Origin of the sequence: Paenibacillus xylanilyticus (assembly GCF_009664365.1) — a bacterium.
Classification (GTDB): domain Bacteria; phylum Bacillota; class Bacilli; order Paenibacillales; family Paenibacillaceae; genus Paenibacillus; species Paenibacillus xylanilyticus_A.
The window spans coordinates 1286156-1303323 of sequence record NZ_CP044310.1 but is presented as its reverse complement, the minus strand read 5'-3'; the positions used below and the strand labels follow the sequence as shown (position 1 = coordinate 1303323).

16 protein-coding genes are annotated in these 17168 nt (G+C 48.3%); 10 read left to right on the top strand and 6 right to left on the bottom strand.

The annotated features are described in order from the left end of the window. Nucleotides 1-542 precede the first annotated feature (542 nt). Nucleotides 543-2276, bottom strand: coding sequence for a proline--tRNA ligase (locus tag F4V51_RS05790; protein ID WP_153977239.1), 1734 nt, complete (start codon nt 2274-2276; stop codon nt 543-545). Nucleotides 2277-2811: 535 nt separating this feature from the next. On the opposite strand from F4V51_RS05790, the gene F4V51_RS05785 reads away from it, so the two are divergent. After that, nucleotides 2812-3483 carry a 3'-5' exonuclease gene (locus F4V51_RS05785; protein WP_127538074.1) on the top strand — a complete coding sequence of 224 codons (672 nt, stop codon included), beginning with the start codon at nt 2812-2814 and terminating at the stop codon, nt 3481-3483. A 58-nt stretch (nt 3484-3541) separates the two neighbouring features. On the opposite strand, the gene F4V51_RS05780 is transcribed toward F4V51_RS05785, so the two are convergent. The 3 genes from F4V51_RS05780 to F4V51_RS28810 all read right to left on the bottom strand — a co-directional run bounded on the left by F4V51_RS05780 (nt 3542) and on the right by F4V51_RS28810 (nt 5740). After that, nucleotides 3542-4504 carry a helix-turn-helix transcriptional regulator gene (locus tag F4V51_RS05780; protein ID WP_153977238.1) on the bottom strand — a complete coding sequence of 321 codons (963 nt, stop codon included), beginning with the start codon at nt 4502-4504 and terminating at the stop codon, nt 3542-3544. A 108-nt stretch (nt 4505-4612) separates the two neighbouring features. Then, entirely contained in the window at nt 4613-5365 is a 753-nt protein-coding gene (locus F4V51_RS05775) for a hypothetical protein (RefSeq protein WP_153977237.1), read from the bottom strand. Nucleotides 5366-5572: 207 nt separating this feature from the next. Continuing rightward, entirely contained in the window at nt 5573-5740 is a 168-nt protein-coding gene (locus F4V51_RS28810; protein WP_167301686.1) for a hypothetical protein, read from the bottom strand. A gap of 302 nt (nt 5741-6042) precedes the next feature. Between F4V51_RS28810 and F4V51_RS05770 the strand changes: the two genes are divergently transcribed. From F4V51_RS05770 to F4V51_RS05740, 7 genes are all read left to right on the top strand, one after another. Beyond that, the gene (locus F4V51_RS05770) at nt 6043-6501 is read left to right on the top strand and encodes a hypothetical protein (RefSeq protein ID WP_153977236.1); all 459 of its coding nucleotides are present in this window, start codon (nt 6043-6045) and stop codon (nt 6499-6501) included. Between the two features lie 18 nt (nt 6502-6519). Then, the gene (locus tag F4V51_RS05765) at nt 6520-7224 is read left to right on the top strand and encodes an AIM24 family protein (RefSeq protein WP_153977235.1); all 705 of its coding nucleotides are present in this window, start codon (nt 6520-6522) and stop codon (nt 7222-7224) included. Nucleotides 7225-7572: 348 nt separating this feature from the next. Next, nucleotides 7573-8253, top strand: coding sequence for a 7-cyano-7-deazaguanine synthase QueC (gene queC / locus F4V51_RS05760; protein WP_153980579.1), 681 nt, complete (start codon nt 7573-7575; stop codon nt 8251-8253). Continuing rightward, nucleotides 8250-8741: a 6-carboxytetrahydropterin synthase QueD gene (gene queD / locus F4V51_RS05755; RefSeq protein ID WP_153977234.1), complete on the top strand. Its 492-nt coding sequence runs from the start codon at nt 8250-8252 to the stop codon at nt 8739-8741. The genes queC and queD overlap by 4 nt, the downstream gene beginning before the upstream one ends. Further along, a complete protein-coding gene (gene queE, locus F4V51_RS05750) occupies nt 8734-9513 on the top strand; it encodes a 7-carboxy-7-deazaguanine synthase QueE (RefSeq protein ID WP_153977233.1) in 780 nt (259 codons plus the stop codon). The genes queD and queE overlap by 8 nt, the downstream gene beginning before the upstream one ends. Nucleotides 9514-9678: 165 nt before the next feature. Next, nucleotides 9679-10152 (top strand): preQ(1) synthase, encoded by a 474-nt coding sequence (queF, locus tag F4V51_RS05745; RefSeq protein ID WP_095289120.1) that lies wholly within the window; start codon nt 9679-9681, stop codon nt 10150-10152. Between the two features lie 287 nt (nt 10153-10439). Then, nucleotides 10440-11714 (top strand): MFS transporter, encoded by a 1275-nt coding sequence (locus tag F4V51_RS05740; RefSeq protein ID WP_397332502.1) that lies wholly within the window; start codon nt 10440-10442, stop codon nt 11712-11714. Between the two features lie 117 nt (nt 11715-11831). Here the strand turns inward: F4V51_RS05740 and F4V51_RS05735 are convergent, their stop codons facing one another. Both F4V51_RS05735 and F4V51_RS05730 read right to left on the bottom strand, forming a co-directional pair. Next, nucleotides 11832-12677, bottom strand: a complete 846-nt coding sequence (locus tag F4V51_RS05735; protein ID WP_153977232.1) for an EcsC family protein — start codon at nt 12675-12677, stop codon at nt 11832-11834. Between the two features lie 73 nt (nt 12678-12750). Then, nucleotides 12751-13620 (bottom strand): AraC family transcriptional regulator, encoded by an 870-nt coding sequence (locus tag F4V51_RS05730; protein WP_153977231.1) that lies wholly within the window; start codon nt 13618-13620, stop codon nt 12751-12753. Between the two features lie 246 nt (nt 13621-13866). On the opposite strand from F4V51_RS05730, the gene F4V51_RS05725 reads away from it, so the two are divergent. Together F4V51_RS05725 and F4V51_RS05720 are read left to right on the top strand one after the other, a co-directional pair. Next, a complete protein-coding gene (locus tag F4V51_RS05725) occupies nt 13867-15549 on the top strand; it encodes an ABC transporter substrate-binding protein (protein WP_153977230.1) in 1683 nt (560 codons plus the stop codon). A gap of 12 nt (nt 15550-15561) precedes the next feature. Beyond that, the gene (locus F4V51_RS05720; RefSeq protein WP_153980577.1) at nt 15562-17085 is read left to right on the top strand and encodes a glycoside hydrolase family 43 protein; all 1524 of its coding nucleotides are present in this window, start codon (nt 15562-15564) and stop codon (nt 17083-17085) included. The last annotated feature ends 83 nt before the right edge of the window (nt 17086-17168 follow it).

Here is a 17168-nt window from a genome sequence, read left to right as displayed (position 1 = left end):
AGGGTGTTCCTCAAGCCATTCTGGCTGAAGGAGCACCCTTTCTGCTTCTCATTTGAAAAGCAATAATTCACCTTTCGCCTGAGGGCCTTTTAGGCAAAAACGATTGAAATACCTTTGCGGCAAAAATAAATCTTCAAACCTGCTCTATCGCACACATACTCTCTGAGTCCCTAATGGTGAACTATAGAAAATATGCGCATAATTGCCACTACTGCGCGATTCGTTCGCTTTCCAGACGAACAAAATAACCAAAAATGCTTTGCATATTTGCACGTCTTTCCATACTTCAACCCCATCAGCGGGACGAGTACTTTTCAAAAAGTTAAAATGCATGATACACATTAGTAAAGAGTAGTCATTTTGTACGGCATCATGCATATGTTCCTGTTAATTCATATGTCTATAGGCCTTGTTTTCATGCTTTATTTCAAAATATCCCACAAAAATGGAATATTCCATAATATGCGGACCTATAAAATATGTCTCATTATGACACGAATTTACAGTGGACTGACATTCGGACAAATAAGATTATCTAATGACTAGAGCACTTCCTTGGCATGAGTCAATGCCTCTTCCACACTCATGCTAATCCGCTTGGTTTCCCCTTTACTGGCAAGAGTGTGGGACCCTAATTCGACATTCCGTTCTGCAGCGCCCCGGCCAACTACGATCTGCACAGGCAGACCAATGAGTTCCGCATCCTTGAACTTCACCCCGGGACGTTCATCCCGATCATCCGTCAGCACCGTGTAACCCGCATCCCCTAGCTGCTGTTCAAGTTCCAGGACAAGCTGACGCTGCTGCTCATCTTTCCAGTTTACGGGGATCAGGTGAATCTGATATGGCGCAACAGCTGCCGGCCACTTTATTCCGTCCTCTCCAGCATATTGCTCGGCAATGGCAGCCATCAGACGGGACACTCCAATACCGTAACATCCCATCACCGGAGCACACTGGCGACCATTCCGGTCCAAGAATGAAGCGTTCATGGCATCACTATATTTGGTACCCAGTTTGAAAATGTGGCCTACTTCAATGCCTTTGGTGAATACAAGCTTTGCCCCACATGAAGGGCAGTTATCCCCGTCAGCCGCAAAGCGAATTCGTTCAACTTTGTTCAAGGCAAAATCCATCCCCGGGCGAACACCCGACAAATGCGTATCAACTTCGTTGGCCCCGGTAATAGCACTTCCCATCGCAGCCACATCCGCGTCCACGATGAGTGGCAGATCCAGACCGACAGGTCCCAGGAAACCAACCTTCAAATCCGAACGTCCTGCCAGCGCTTCTTCGTCAGCCAGAATGAGTTCCTCGGCACCCAATACGTGTTTGAGCGCAATATCATTCACTTCGTGGTCCCCGCGAACAAGTACAGCAATCAGTTGACCATCCGCCTGATAGAGCAGTGTTTTGATGATATGCTCCGGTCCCTCACCGACGTAGGAACTGAGCTCGGAAATGGTACGAATGGCGGGTGTATGGATTCGGATTAGTGATGTGTCATCGGGATTGGACCGGGATTCGGCTATATTCTGCGTTGCAGTTCCCTCTGTCTGGTATCCGGCCTTCTCGAGATTCGCTGCATACCCACACTGCTTACAGGATACAATCGTATCCTCTCCCACATCAGCCAGTGCCATGAATTCGTGTGTTTCTCCCTGACCGCCGATTGTACCTGCATCTGCTTCCACACGAATATATTCCAGACCGCAGCGCTCCAAAATGTGTGAATATGCCTTATTCATCGCCTGATACGTATGATCCAGCTCTTCCCAGTCGGAAGCAAAAGAGTACGCATCCTTCATAATAAACTCGCGGCCACGCAGCAAGCCGAATCTTGGACGCCGTTCATCCCGGAACTTGGTTCCAATCTGATACAACGTGAAGGGCAATTTCCTATAGGAATTGACCTCATCACGCACAAGAGCAGTCACCACTTCCTCATGGGTTGGTCCGAGGGCGAACTCCCGATCATGGCGATCCTGCAAACGCATTAACTCAGGGCCGTACTGGCTGTATCTTCCCGATTCTTCCCACAGCTCTGCCGGCTGCATAATAGGCAGCAGTACTTCCTGACAACCGGCACGGTCCATCTCTTCACGAACGATCCGCTCGACATTGAGCAGTATACGCCGCCCCAGCGGCAAATAACTGTATATCCCTGCCGCCAGCTGGCGAATCATGCCTGAACGAAGCAGCCAGCGATGTCCCGCTGCATCCGCTTCTGCCGGCGCTTCACGTAATGTTGGAACAAGCATTTCACTTTGACGCATCCATTCCACACTCCTTATCTTCCTGATCATTTTTGCAAAATGAGTGGATAAACAGCAAAAAGACACATCCGTCAAGGGACGAATGTGTCGTGGTACCACCCTTATTTAACTGCATGGTTATGTTCATTCACACGTCTCGGGTTCCCCCGGGCATGCTGAACAAACGTCCCGTTCCCCCAATAGGCAATACGGAAAATCATACAGTCCTCTGAGGCGTAACGGGCCCAGTCCGGCGGAGGTTGCAGCCTACTGGCATTCTCTTCCGCAGCTCGCGAGGTGGGAATTACGAAGCAGCAGCAGAAACCTCTCACCAATCGGTTCCCTCTCTGATTGAAGCTGGCTGGCGCAATTATATCCTCGCTAATCGCTGTTATCATTTTTGATCACATTAGTGCATTTGCAAGCAATTGTCAACTACTGCGTTACAGGTAGATAACGGGCAGGAAGAATTCCGCAGGTGATGCTGACATCCCGCTGGCTTCCCTGTAATATAGAGAGATAGAGAACATGTATTATTGATAAAGGAGCTTGTCCTATGCCATATATTATCTATGATCTTGAATTTACGGTTAGCCGTAACGCTCGTTACTCTTCTGAAATCATCGATATCGGTGCGGTAAAAGTGACGGAAGGACCTGACGGATTATATGTATCCGACACATTTCATACTTATGTTCGTCCCTCGAATAAGTCTGTGCTGTCCACCGACACCATTCAATTTACCGGAATTACGCAAAAAGATATTGATGCTGCTCCTCTTTTTCCTGAAGCACTCCAAAACTTTATTGCCTGGATGGGAAGCGAAGTTTATTACATGTGTTCCTGGGGACCCGATGACCGCAGCAAGCTGATCTCCCATTGTCGTACACACCAGCTTGATGTTGCCTGGATCACGAATCACAATGATCTGCAGCAGCAGTGGTCGCGAACCGTTCGCAAGGAAGGCAAATTCCGTCAGCTTGGACTAGCTCAAGCACTCGAACTATGCGGTATCGAGTTCGATGGCACCCAGCACCGTGCACTCGATGACGCCATCAATACCGCCAAAGTATTTATGCATCAATTCGACCGCTTTAATCTGGAAACCAACTGTGCCGCCGATGATGAAGGCGTTGCTTCCAAGGTGGTGTATTCCAGCAGCACAGAAGACGATGTGAAAGATTCACCCTTCGGTAATCTCGCTCATCTGTTCAAAACCAATGAATAAGCTGTGTTAACTTTCCTCTTAATCATGGATGCAAAAGAACGCCTGTCCACGCTGGGCATTAGCTATACAACTGCTGCCAGCGTTGCAGGCGTTCTTTCATTACACTTCGGTATCCCTCGGGTTCAAGAATCTCTGCCTCCGGCCCATATTGACTAAGCCATCTCAAAAATTCCTGATCATCATCCAAAATGGTCTCCAGCAGTAATGTTCCTTCTGGTTCCATCGTGAGAATGGGACGTACCAGAAATTTTTGCTGCATCACATGCTCAACAGCATCGCGGGAGAAACGGATCTTGAACGCAATCCATTCTTGTTCTTGACAGGCTCCCGACTTGCGGAAATGGGATTGCAAAAGAAAGTCGTCTTTGCGGAATGTACGAGGCAGAATTCGTACTTTTTGCAGATTCTCTACTTCAAAAATCCGTAGCGCCTCCGAAAGATGACAGTATGCCAACAAATCAAAACGGTACTCACGTGGAATCAAGCAATACGGATCGAGCCGCACCACTTTCTTCATGTTTTGAGTGAGATATTCTGCCTCAATTGTGTTTTGTGACATGCCAGCTTGAAGTAAAGTTACCAGTGAACTGCTTTTCCATTCATCGCCGTCATTCTGCCAGGCAGGCAGCCCTGTTTTAAATAAACCGCCAATCTGCTCTGACCACTCTACCCGCTCCGTTTTGTTCTTCTGATTCGATGCAACCACTTTCTCATAGGCGCTCTCGAAGGCAGGCTTCAGATAAGGACGAATATCATCCATAACCTCCGCCAAATGAGCAAAAGCGTGAGCCTCCTCATCAGACCAGTTGAGCGGATACATGGCAAAATTGCTGATAAACATGTAACCTCTCCCGTGTCCCATATTGGCGATCGGAATATGCATTGCGCTGAGGGCCTCCATGTCGCGATATATCGTCCTTTCCGTTGTCTCGCATCGCTCGGCCAGCTCCCGGGCCAGTATTCCCGGTTTTGCCTGCACGAGAGTTATAATGCGCATTAATCGGATCAGTCGGTCTGTCATTTTGCCGGACCCTCCACTAAGTTGTCAAAAAAATCGATACAACTCCATCCAATTGTTAATCATGATATATAGTACATTCGACTCACTCTTTATTTTCACCTTTAAATTCTATGTAGAAACATTCATTATCATATCATTCTCAATAGTCCTTTGTTCCTGCTCACATAACATGGTTTTTTCGTGGCTATTGTACGCTCCGCCATACGTGATTCCGTAGTGGTAACGCAGCTTCTCCACAATTTCCGCTTCTTGGTAATAATCCAGATCCTGCTTTCGTGCTGCCTCAATCAGCAAGGCATCTGCATGCCTGCGAAGCAGATTGCTTCCCTCTTGCGCACGACCTCTTTCATAGGCCCGCAGGGCTTGTTTGATCAACGGCACGGTCTCGCTTAATTTAATCGTCTTCTCCACCTTCGGGTCCTCCGGCTGCCTTAACATCCCCAGGTGGCTTGTATATTGTATATACAATTGCTCACGGCGCAGCAGTACTCTCTGACTCTGCTTCACTTTGCGTGTGCTCCAGTAGGCAGAGCATATGGCTGCTTTTCCAGACACACGAGGGCCCATGGCAAATTCGAGGAGAATCTGTTTACTCTCCCCTTTGTATACATCGCCGAGCCGCAGAATATAGCCGATGTCAGTCTCCTTTGATCGGCAACCATAAATCCCTTTGAGTTCAATTCCAAATTCCGGTTTGAGCAAAAGTTCCATGTCTCTCGACACAATTTTAGGTGCTACTTTCCTAAGTCTTTTGGCAGGGGCCCCGTAACGCCATTCCACCATCATATATACGGGGTCGGCCCCCCCTGTCGGTATGGCCTCTCTGTTCCACGAATAACATACTTCAAAGACTGAGTTCACTGGTAGTCTCTCCCCCGATTTATGTGTATTATCTTATAAGTTATCAGGGTGAATGGACACTATATTGTCACGGAACATATGTTCGCATAATATTTTTACATTAAAATGTTTTTACATCCCTAAATCCGTCTAAATCCGACATAAAACGACGAAAAAGCTTGGCATTATGCCAAGCTTCCCCGCTCCATATTTATGACAAGTCCCAACTTACATGGTAGGCTGATTCATTCCCATTTCGGTCATGGATGCTGCCCATTCCGGTTCTCTCACTGGCGCGTAAGTCACGCTATCAATGATTAGTTTACGCCCGATTGGCTCTCCGTTTACGGTAATCATAATCGTCTTGGTTGGTGTCGTTTGCTCTGTTGTGTACATATATTTCTTCTCCTTTATTCACGATCTTATTCTAAAATCGGATATATTATTATTTTTTATTATTTTCGTCATTGTGAATGGAAGCACCCGGAACCGGGGTAATGATATTATGTTTAAACTGTCCGCGCGCTGCCTTGAACGTATATTACCCTGGTGCACGCTGAATTAAACAAATGATTTCTCCTGAAAATTTGCAATGCACTGAACCCAACACGTCCCTTTTGGCGTATAATGTAAGAGCCGTATTTCAACAAATGACGACGAATTCGGCAGACGAAAAACCTCACCGAAAGAAGGTGCCAATGATGCCACAATCCATGAAGGGTCATTTCATTCGGGTGTTATTCACCACATGCATTTTATTTACCGTTACGCTGACCTCTACAGTAAATGCAGCTAGTGCCAATATATTTTCTGACATATACAGCGGCTGGGAACGCGTTTCCGAGCTCCCTGGTGAAGTGAACGCCCTGCAGGAAAGCTACCAGCAGACGCTGAACCAACTCAATGAAACCTCTGCTCAATTGGGACAAGCCCAGGCCAATGTTGAAGCATTCAAGGCCCAGAATGAGCAGTTAATAGAACAGAACCAGAAGCTGACTGATATGGTGACCAAACTGCAGGAAGATCAAGATGCCAAAAATGCCACGACCAAACGAATTCAAACGATGATCATCACCGTCATTGTCCTCATATTAGGCTATTTTGTTCTGATTCGCGTGATGCGCTGGGGAATGCGTCGTCGTTCGGGCCGAGCCTAAAAGAACAGGAGCAAGCACATGCACATACACCTGAACACTGCCGAGGCTGGCGGAGCTGGACAAGTGGTAACCTTCTCGCTGGTCCAGAATGACCGGCTTCATATTTTGCATCCACAGCAAATCGTTGCCTTTCGCGGATCGTGCAGCAGCCGCAATGACAAGTTTATGAACATCTCAGGCATGGTTCGCAAAAAAAAGCTGATCAAATCCGAAATTACCGGCCCCTGCCAATTTGTGGCTGCCCTCCCTCCCGGCTTTACCATGAAGGAAGTGGAGCTCACCGAGGAAAGTGATTTGCTGTACGATTTTCGGCATCTCTTCTTTTACTCAGACGGAGTGAACATGCATACCAAGATCCAGAAGATTAAGAACATGCTGATCACTCAGGATGCTGTCAAAATGAAATTCTCAGGCAAAGGCAAAATTGGACTGTTAACCCAAGGCCAGGTCTGCCAGCAGGAATTACACCCAACCGCCCCGCTATACGTAGATGCAGGCAGCATCATAGCCTATCCCGAGAATGCCAAGCTGGAACTCACGGTGTATGGAAATAATCTCGCCAGTCAGCATATGAACTACCACTGGAAAATGACGGGACAGGGCTCGGTGCTCTTCCAGGCAGGACGGGAGAATAGCAGACTCGAACGGGACCTGAATGATGAAGGACTGTTCAAACGCATCCTTAAGGAAGTCATTCCTTTCGGCAATGTAATCATTAAATGAGCCGCCCGGTGCTCTCCGCATTTATTACACATGCGGGGTAGTCACCGGGCGATTTCGTGTTATAATGGTTCAGACAATTGAAGAAGAAAATCCATGCCTCCTGGCATGGGAGAGGTTCGCGAACTCCCTCTATAAGACTTGACCTTTTGCAGGTCATTACAAGTCTTGCGTACACCGTGTATGACGTACGTAAAAAACTAAGGACACTTTTACCGTGCTGTTTTTTTTAGCAGCGTAAGGAAAGGTGTGTTTTTTGATGGATGCCAGTTCATGAACTTCTCTGTTCTTCCGACACTCTATGCCTAGGTGCATGGATTGATCTTAAGAAGATGGAGAGGTTTTTTTATGTTGAACGAAGAAAAAGCGGTCGTCGTATTTAGCGGCGGTCAGGATAGTACCACATGTTTGTTTTGGGCCAAACAGCAATTTGCTGAAGTTGAGGTGGTGACCTTCGATTATGGACAGCGTCATAAGCTGGAGATCGAATGTGCTGCTGCAATTGCACGCGATCTGAATGTACAGCAAACCGTGCTGGACATGAGTCTGCTTAACCAGCTTGCACCTAATGCATTGACCCGTACAGATGTAGAAATTAAGCATGAAAAAGGCGAGCTGCCCAGCACATTTGTAGATGGCCGCAACCTGCTTTTCCTCAGTTTTGCCGCCATTCTGGCGAAGCAAAAAGGAGCGCGTCATCTGGTCACTGGCGTATGTGAGACAGATTTCAGCGGATATCCGGATTGCCGGGATTCATTTGTTAAATCCATGAATGTGACGCTTAATCTGTCGATGGACTACCCATTTGTCATTCATACTCCGCTGATGTGGCTGGATAAGGCCCAAACGTGGAAAATGGCTGATGACCTTGGTGCCTTCGATTATGTACGCGAGCGGACACTGACCTGCTATAACGGGGTTATTGGAGATGGATGCGGTGAATGCCCTGCATGCAAACTGCGCAAAGCAGGATTGGATCGCTACGTGGAGCAGCGCTCTGCTGGGGCATCTGTAGGAGCAGATGTACGATGAGAGAGCCAGGAACATTCCGCATAGTTGAGCATTTGCAGCGGATTGGGGAGGATATTCTTCCTTCACAGCTGCGTTATCACCGCAAACGTGTGCTGGTCAGCAAAGAGTTCACTTTCGATGCTGCGCACCACCTGCATTGTTATGAAAGCAAGTGCAAGAACTTGCACGGCCATACGTATAGAGTCGTTTTTGGCATTAGCGGTTATCCGGGCGAGACCGGATTGACGGTTGATTTTGGACACATCAAGGATATATGGAAGACAAAAATTGAAGGATACCTGGATCATCAGTATCTGAATGAGACGCTTCCCCTCATGAATACCACGGCTGAAAATATGGTCGTCTGGCTGTTCGAACAAATGGAACACGCGCTTCAGACTGAACCATATGCTGGGCTTACCGAAGGCGGCCGAACCGAATTTGTGCGCCTCTACGAGACACCAACCAGCTACGCCGAGGCTAGACGGGAGTGGATGATTGATGAGTAGTGTGCATGAAAACATGAATGCTTCTTCCTCCGTACAAAACAAAGAAGCCCGCATCCCCGTCATGGAGATTTTCGGTCCAACAGTTCAAGGCGAAGGCATGGTGATCGGACAGAAAACCATGTTTGTTCGCACCGCTGGCTGCGATTATCGCTGCTCCTGGTGCGATTCTGCATTTACCTGGGACGGCACTGGCAAGGACCAGATTCAGATGATTACACCAGAGGACGTATGGGCTGAATTGCGCCGCATTGGCGGTTCGCGATTCTCCCATGTTACCATCTCCGGGGGGAACCCTGCCCTGCTGGCTTCGCTGGGCGGGTTGGTTTCTTTGCTCCGGGAGAACGGCATCCGCACTGCGGTGGAGACGCAGGGCTCCCGCTGGCAGCCTTGGCTGGCTGACATTGACGAAGTCACCGTGTCTCCCAAGCCGCCTAGCTCGGGCATGGACACCAACTGGGACGTGCTGGATGATCTCATTAAGCGATTGTCCACAGGCCCTGCAGGACGCAGCCACAGCCTGAAAATTGTTATCTTCGATGAAGCAGATTTGGATTATGCCCGCCGCGTGCATGAACGGTATCCGGCTACCAATTTGTATTTGCAGACCGGAAACCCGGACGTCACTTCTACGGAGACGCCAGATCTGGCTTCGTCGCTGCTCGCCCGTTATGAGTGGTTGATTGATCAGGTCAGTGTATCAGATGACCTGAATGATGTCCGCGTGCTTCCACAGCTGCACACTTTGGTGTGGGGAAACAAACGCGGCGTTTGATTCGCTCCATGGATAGTTTGGGTGGAATGGGCGGCATGATGTATTTTTTTGTAAACAACTAGAGGCTTCATATTTAAAACTTGGAATCCCTATCATATATACCGGAGAGCTTCGCGCTTGAACGGAACAAGGAGAGTTAATACATTGACAAGACAACCTGATGAAATGAAAGATGTAACGCTTCTGGGTAACCAGGGCGTGAAATATACGTTCGAGTATGATCCCGGCATTTTGGAAAGCTTTGATAACAAGCATCCATACCGCGATTATTTTGTTAAATTCAACTGCCCGGAATTCACGAGCCTGTGCCCAATCACGGGTCAACCTGATTTTGCCACCATTTATATCAGCTATATTCCCGATGTGAAAATGGTAGAGAGCAAATCGCTTAAACTGTACCTGTTCAGTTTCCGCAACCATGGGGATTTCCACGAGGATTGTGTGAATATTATCATGAACGACCTGATCAAGCTGATGGATCCTCGTTATATAGAGGTTTGGGGCAAATTTACGCCGCGCGGCGGCATTTCCATCGATCCGTATACGAACTACGGCAAGCCTGGAACCAAGTATGAACAGATGGCTGAACACCGCATGATGAATCATGACATGTATCCGGAAACGATTGATAACCGTTAATTTTCCGGCACTTCTGTTCCGCTGTGCAGTATATCGAAAATAATTGAACACTTGAAAGCCGAACTCTTCACTCCGAAGAACTTCGGCTTTTATTTATGTAATCCCACAATCGCCCAAATGATCGATAGAACTTATCAAGAGCGGTTAATATATTCTATGGAATGTCATTATTTCACCTGTTCCCCTTGTCGCTTCCAACAATCTATCCTATTATGTAACAATATGCTTAGGCACACTACATTATCAGGCGCTGATCCCTCGTGACCGCGACCAAAGGAGAAAAGTACATGTCCATGCAAACTTCATTAACCAAGGACGCTGCCATGCGTTCGAAAAACCAACCCGGATTGGATGCCCAGAGCACCGTTTACCGGATCTTGATTGCCATCAGTCTGGTTCACTTGTTTAACGATTCGATCCAGTCTGTCATTCCGGCTATTTTTCCAATCCTGAAAGACTCCATGCATCTTACATACACACAGATCGGATGGATATCCTTCGCCATCAATTTTACCGCATCCATTATGCAGCCTGTTGTAGGCTGGTTTGCAGATAAGAAGCCCACGCCTTCGATATTGCCGATCGGCATGGGATTTACGTTCACCGGCATGCTTCTACTGGCGTTTGCCGACAGTTATATGGCTGTCCTGATTTCCGTTATCTTTGTCGGGCTTGGTTCGGCCGCTTTTCACCCAGAAGGTTCCCGGGTATCCCATATGGCCGCAGGGCCTCGTCGGGGTCTCGCTCAATCCATCTTCCAGGTGGGTGGCAACGCCGGACAGTCTCTTGCTCCGCTCTTGACGAGATGGATCTTCATTCCGTTTGGTTTGTTCGGTGCCATCGGATTCACCGGCATTGCAGCCATGGGGATTGCCGTACAGATCTATATTGCCCGCTGGTACGGCCGCATGCTGCAATCCGGAGGTTATCTTCGCAAACAGGCGGCTGCGCGTCGTGCTCCAAATCCCGCACTTCGCAAAAGGATAGCGGCTGCCATCACGATTCTGATTATGCTCGTCTTTGTTCGTTCATGGTATGTCGCTTCCATCGGCAGCTTCTATGCGTTTAATCTGAAGGAATTGTTCAGCCTCTCCACAGAGGATGCACAGATCTATATCTTCCTGTTCCTGGCCGCTGGCGCACTCGGCACATTCTTCGGAGGTCCACTGGCAGATCGCTTCGGCAAACGCAACATGATTTTCCTGTCGATGGCCGGAGCGGCTCCACTGGCGCTGCTGCTGCCTTATGCCAATTTGTTCTGGACCGGAGTGCTGCTGACCATTATCGGATTCATCATGCTATCCAGCTTCTCTGTGACTGTGGTTTATGCCCAAATGCTCATTCCGGGCAAAATCGGAACCGTCTCCGGGTTAATCACCGGGCTCGCATTCGGTATGGGAGGACTCGGTGCGCTTGTCCTGGGTAACTGGATCGACGTGTTCGGTGTATCTCCAGTCATGCAGATGTGCAGCTTCCTGCCGCTGATCGGCATATTCACCTTCCTGCTGCCTTCGGATAAGGTACTGAAACGCTGGGCGGATGAAAACGGCAGTGAGGAATAAACAAGGATACTGATACTGTTACTACACTTCTATAAACCTAAATAAACAGCCAAAAAGGGTTCCCGCTTCAATCTGGTATACAGATTGGCGGGAACCCTTTTATTCATTAATCGTTTATTACTTCAAGCGCTGAAGAATCAGCCTTTTTTTATATAACATTTTGCCTGCTTCGGCAACATCACTAATCGTATTTTTGTTGCTTACCGAACCAAACACCATGCCGGCAATCGGGATAAGCTGGAACAGCTTTTTCCAGCCGAATGATTCACTATAGGAATTGAACACCTCACGCCAGCCCTGCATTTGTGAAACGACCTGTACTTGCTTGTCCGGATTGTCATACTCGGCCAGTTCATCAATAATTGCCTTCTTGCCTACGATGTCGGCGGAGGAGAACTGCAGGCACTTCACAATGAATATCCGTTCCTGGGGATCGTCGGGATCATATCCGTAACATAAGGCCATCTCTTGCAGTACCTTCAGGGAAAGCCCCATCACCATCGGGATATCTGCTGCGATCGTTACAATACCGCCAATTCCTGTTGCGGCACCCTGTGCTGCGGCAAATTTGGTTCTGCTCTCCGTAATGTTGTCAGCAACGCGGTCCAACACTTCAAGCGGCAGATGTTCTACACTATGAATTTTGGCAGTCCCTTCTGCTTCGGCATCCTCTTCGAGGCGATAGGTATGATCCTTCATGGAGTGACCCGATCTCTCCGCTTCTTCCTGAAGCAGCTTGGCTACTTTCTTTTTCTGAACGAGGAATTTGCCGCCATTCTGTACATACTGCCCAACTTCGTTCAGGGCATCGCCAATTTTCTGTTTGATTGCTTTTGGCATGACTTTATCCAGCATCGCAAATGGCAAACGCCCGATTTTATCCCAGATGAATAAATCCTTCTGTTCCTTTTCCCACTTTATAATCTGCTCAAGCTCCTGATCCAATGTTTCACGTGAATCCATATATGATCCTCCTGTATGTCCGATTAATTTCTTTCAGCTATGGATTGTATACGTTGAAAAAGGATTCTGGTTACTAATCGATGTGATTTTGCCTGTATACCTTAGGGGAGACTCCATAGGCCTTTCGGAACTGACGTGTGAAGTAGTTGCTATCGTTAAACCCGCATTCATAGGAGATCTGGGTTATGGTCAGGCTGCTGTGTTTCAACAAGCCGCATGCTCTCTCCAGGCGAAGCGTCAACATATAAGCAATTGGTGTCATCTGATAATAGGAGCGAAAGATCCGATTCAGGTGCCTTACCGAGATATTGGATTTACCTGCAATCTCCTCCAGTGTCAGCGGCTCCAGGTAATGATCTTCCATATAGGATATGGCATTCGCCAAGTGCATCAGATGGTTGCCCTCCATCCCCTTTTCCTGCGTATCATAGTGCCTCGACAGGTAGACGACCAGCTCCGTGAACCGTGAGAGCAGCATCGTCTGATACCCCTGCAGCTGGCCATGATACTCTTCAATCATGACCGCAATCAGCGATTCCACATACTCCAGACTGGGAATGGGAAGCGCCAGCTTGCCAGGATAAGATTGAATATTGCGATAGTATGGTTCCAGCACGAACAGCGCCTGATACCCGTTCGATTTCTTCAGATCCGGTCCAATGGATGCAAGCATCTCCGGTCTGAACATAATATTGCAGATTTTAAAGTCATGAGGGTCCCTGTAAGCATGAGGTGTGGAGCCGTTAATGACAAAGGCATTGCCCTTTTTGATAAAATACTCCTCCGTATGTACAACATGCGTGGCATTACCGTTCAGCACGATGACGAGCTCCGAAAAATCGACGTGCTGATGCAGCTCGGTATCCTCCTCATGCCCACCGTACTGAATATAAAATGGAAACTGCAAGTCAGATGTAAACCAGTTCAAATACGTGCTGCTCAATCGTTTCTCCTCCACGATTCCGGTTGGATTGATGTCTATATCATGCTACTCCAAGACCGAAAAATCAAGGTTTCCACCGTACGCCCCCGATATAATTCATCATGTAGAGACGGCAGTGGATGACGAATTAAGGAGGTGTATACGATCAGAAACACATGATCATGATTCTGCTCTACGGGCAGTCTGATTTTTTTAAGATCAGATTTGTAAACGCATTCAAAATTACAAATATCTCAGGGGGTTAGCATGGTTAAATCGATAAGAAACATTCCCAAATGGTCCGTCGCACTCACACTCTCATTCAGCTTGCTTGCAGGATGCAGCAGTGAAGGTGCAACAAATGGCAGCTCCAGCGGTGATGAAACGGCTCCAGTAACCTTCACTTTCTTCGGTGCAGATGCCAATCCGAATTGGAGCAACATGCAGGATGAGGTCGGAAAGGAAATTACCAAACAAACCGGTGTAACCCTCAATGCGGAGTTCGCCATGTCGGATCCATCCCAGCGTTTGGCACTAATCGCAGCAAGCGGGGATTACCCGGATCTGATCAGTCCCAAAGGGGATCTCGACAAATTAATCGATGCCGGGGCCATGCTTGATCTAACCGATCTGATTGAAGAGCATGCGCCCAACCTCAAAAAACTGTTCGGGGATGAAATGAAGCGGCTTCGCTACAGCAATGATGATCCCTCCATCTACGTCATTCCAACATACTCTGCGATTGATGGGGTCAACTTCGTCGCAGGCGGCGGCTTCCAGCTGCAGCATCGAGCCGTGAAGGAAGCTGGATATCCTAAGATCAAAACGTTACAGGATTACGAGAATGTCATCCGCAATTATCTGGAGAAACATCCTACCGATGAAAATGGCAATCCAAACATCGGCATGACGCTGAATGCGGACGACTGGCACATTCAGATTACTGTAACGAACCAGGCAGCCGAAACGACCGGCAAATCAGGTGACGGTGAATACTACATCGATCCGGAAACCTATGAGGCTTCTTATCATTTCCGCATCGAAGGTGAAAAGGAATATTTCCAGTGGCTGAACCACATGTACAATACCGGTTTGCTCGATAAGGAGTCCTTTGTGCAAAAGAATGACCAGTATCTGTCCAAAGTCGCTTCTGGCCGGGTTATCGGCCTGACCGATGTGGACTGGGGCTATGCTGACGGCGAAAAGGCACTGAAAGCTGCCGGGAAAAATGACCAGACCTACGGACACTATTCTGTCATGTTATCGGATCAATACAAGGATAACCGTTATCAATCAACGGGCTTTATGGCTGGCTGGGGTCTTGGCATCACTGTAGACTGCGAAGATCCGGTCCGGGCGATCAAGTTCCTGGACTACCTTGCTTCAGAAGAAGCCCAGGTATTGAACAACTGGGGAATTGAAGGCAAGCATTATGAAGTCAAGGATGGCACCCGTGTTGTCCCCGCTGAAGTACAGGAACGTATCGTGAATGATAACATTGCGTTCAGCAGGGAATCCGGTATCGGATTTTACACGAACCTCGGTGCTCACTATGGAGATGGTGTCAAAGACTCCACCGGCAATTATTACACCAAGAACTTCCCGGAACAGATTGTGGAAAATTATACGGATGCCGATAAGGAAACTCTCAAGGCCTATGGTGCCACAACATGGATGGATTTGTTCCCGAATGAAAAGGAATTTCCATCCAAACCTTGGGGTGCCGTATGGAACATCTCTGTGCCGAGCGAGGACGAGATCAACATTATCTCAAGTAAGGTCAAGGACATCACATGGAAGCAGATCCCACAGGCCATAATGGCCAAACCGGAGGAATTTGAAGCCATCTGGAATGACTATCAGCAGATGCTGATTGACGCCGGCGTTGAGAAAATGGAACAAGGATTTACCAAGTACGTCCAGGACCGCGTTAAACTTTGGAATGAATAGGAGTAATACATGATGAAATACAGCAATCCCGTCATACCTGGCTTTTATCCTGATCCGAGTATCTGCCGGGTAGATGAAGATTATTACCTGGTAACCAGCACCTTCGAATACGCTCCAGGAGTGCCCATATTCCACAGCCGAGATCTGGTCCACTGGCGGCAGATTGGCCATGTGCTAACCTCTGACCAACAGATTGTACTGGCAAATGCATGGGTTTCCGGGGGAATCTATGCGCCAACCCTTCGGCATCATGACGGCTGGTTCTATATGATCACGACCAATGTAAGTGCAGGTGGCAACTTTTATGTACGCAGCCGTCAGCCTGAAGGCCCTTGGTCGGAACCCGTTTATGTTGATCAGAAAGGCATTGATCCCTCCCTTTTATTCGATGAAGATGGCCGGGTATACTTCCAATCTGCCTGTAACGGTGCAGAAGGTGAAGGCATCTATCAGTGCGAGATTGATATCGAAACAGGGGAACGATTAACCGACAGCCGATTAATCTGGAAAGGAACAGGAGGAGCCGCGCCTGAGGCACCCCATCTGTACAAAGTAAATGGCATGTATTATCTGATGATTGCTGAAGGAGGCACGGAATATGGACATATGGTTACCATTGCCCGCAGCAACGATCCCTATGGACCATATGAAGCTTGTCCGGCCAATCCGATCCTGTCCAATCGAAGCATGAAGACCAGCATCCATGCTACAGGGCATGCAGACCTTATCCAGATTCAGGATGGAAGCTGGTGGGCCGTCTGCCTCGGCATTCGTCCTGCTGGCTATCCGCTGCGGCATCATCTGGGACGTGAGACGTTCCTTGCTCCAGTCACTTGGACCGAAGATGGATGGCCTGTCATCGGTGATAACGGACATATGGAGCCTATCATGACTGGACCGCAGCTGCCGGAAACGCCGTGGCCATCGCCAGCAGTTCGAGAGCATTTTGACCTGCCCACACTGGGGCTGGGCTGGGTGTTCCTGCGAAATCCGGCTCCAGGCAGCTGGTCCCTAACTTCGAATCCAGGTCACTTGACCTTATGCGGGAACTCCTTCTCCCTTCATGATCAGGGGAATCCCGCATTTGTTGGGCGGCGCTTGAGTCATTTCCACTGCAGCATTGCTGCCAGTCTGGATTATGAGCCGCTGCAGGAAGAAGAAGAGGCCGGGTTAACGGTCTTCATGAATGGAAACTATCATTACGATCTGGCGATTAAGCAGATTCATGGTGAGAAGAAAGTTATTTTCCGCCGAACCGTAGGTTCATTACAAACTGAACAGGTTCACGACTGTGGAACAGGCCCCGTCAGATTAAAAATTCAGACAGATCGTAATCAATTCACGTTTTTCCTGCAGCACGACTTGGGAAAGGACATCCGGATAGGATCTGGTGAAACCCATCTGCTCTCTACCGAAGTGGCAGGCGGCTTCACGGGCATCATCATCGCCATGTACGCTCATGCTCCATGCGGAGTCGGTACACCAGCACATTTCGATTGGTTTGACTATGAACCGCAAGAGGAAACACAGGACTAATCATTAATAGCAGCCATGCAAACAAACCCAAAAACCCACCGTCCATGTTGATCTGGCCGCGGTGGGTTTTAAGTCTCTTCTAG

Excerpts from the sequence above, each read along its gene's own strand:
- queE (WP_153977233.1), top strand. The coding sequence starts at position 8,734 with ATGAGTAGTGTGCATGAAAACATGAATGCTTCTTCCTCCGTACAAAAC.
- queF (WP_095289120.1), top strand. The coding sequence starts at position 9,679 with ATGAAAGATGTAACGCTTCTGGGTAACCAGGGCGTGAAATATACGTTC.
- F4V51_RS28810 (WP_167301686.1), bottom strand. The coding sequence starts at position 5,740 with ATGTACACAACAGAGCAAACGACACCAACCAAGACGATTATGATTACC.
- F4V51_RS05735 (WP_153977232.1), bottom strand. The coding sequence starts at position 12,677 with ATGGATTCACGTGAAACATTGGATCAGGAGCTTGAGCAGATTATAAAG.
- F4V51_RS05785 (WP_127538074.1), top strand. The coding sequence starts at position 2,812 with ATGCCATATATTATCTATGATCTTGAATTTACGGTTAGCCGTAACGCT.
- F4V51_RS05725 (WP_153977230.1), top strand. The coding sequence starts at position 13,867 with ATGGTTAAATCGATAAGAAACATTCCCAAATGGTCCGTCGCACTCACA.
- F4V51_RS05790 (WP_153977239.1), bottom strand. The coding sequence starts at position 2,276 with ATGCGTCAAAGTGAAATGCTTGTTCCAACATTACGTGAAGCGCCGGCA.
- F4V51_RS05770 (WP_153977236.1), top strand. The coding sequence starts at position 6,043 with ATGATGCCACAATCCATGAAGGGTCATTTCATTCGGGTGTTATTCACC.
- F4V51_RS05780 (WP_153977238.1), bottom strand. The coding sequence starts at position 4,504 with ATGACAGACCGACTGATCCGATTAATGCGCATTATAACTCTCGTGCAG.
- queD (WP_153977234.1), top strand. The coding sequence starts at position 8,250 with ATGAGAGAGCCAGGAACATTCCGCATAGTTGAGCATTTGCAGCGGATT.
- F4V51_RS05765 (WP_153977235.1), top strand. The coding sequence starts at position 6,520 with ATGCACATACACCTGAACACTGCCGAGGCTGGCGGAGCTGGACAAGTG.
- F4V51_RS05720 (WP_153980577.1), top strand. The coding sequence starts at position 15,562 with ATGAAATACAGCAATCCCGTCATACCTGGCTTTTATCCTGATCCGAGT.
- F4V51_RS05740 (WP_397332502.1), top strand. The coding sequence starts at position 10,440 with ATGTCCATGCAAACTTCATTAACCAAGGACGCTGCCATGCGTTCGAAA.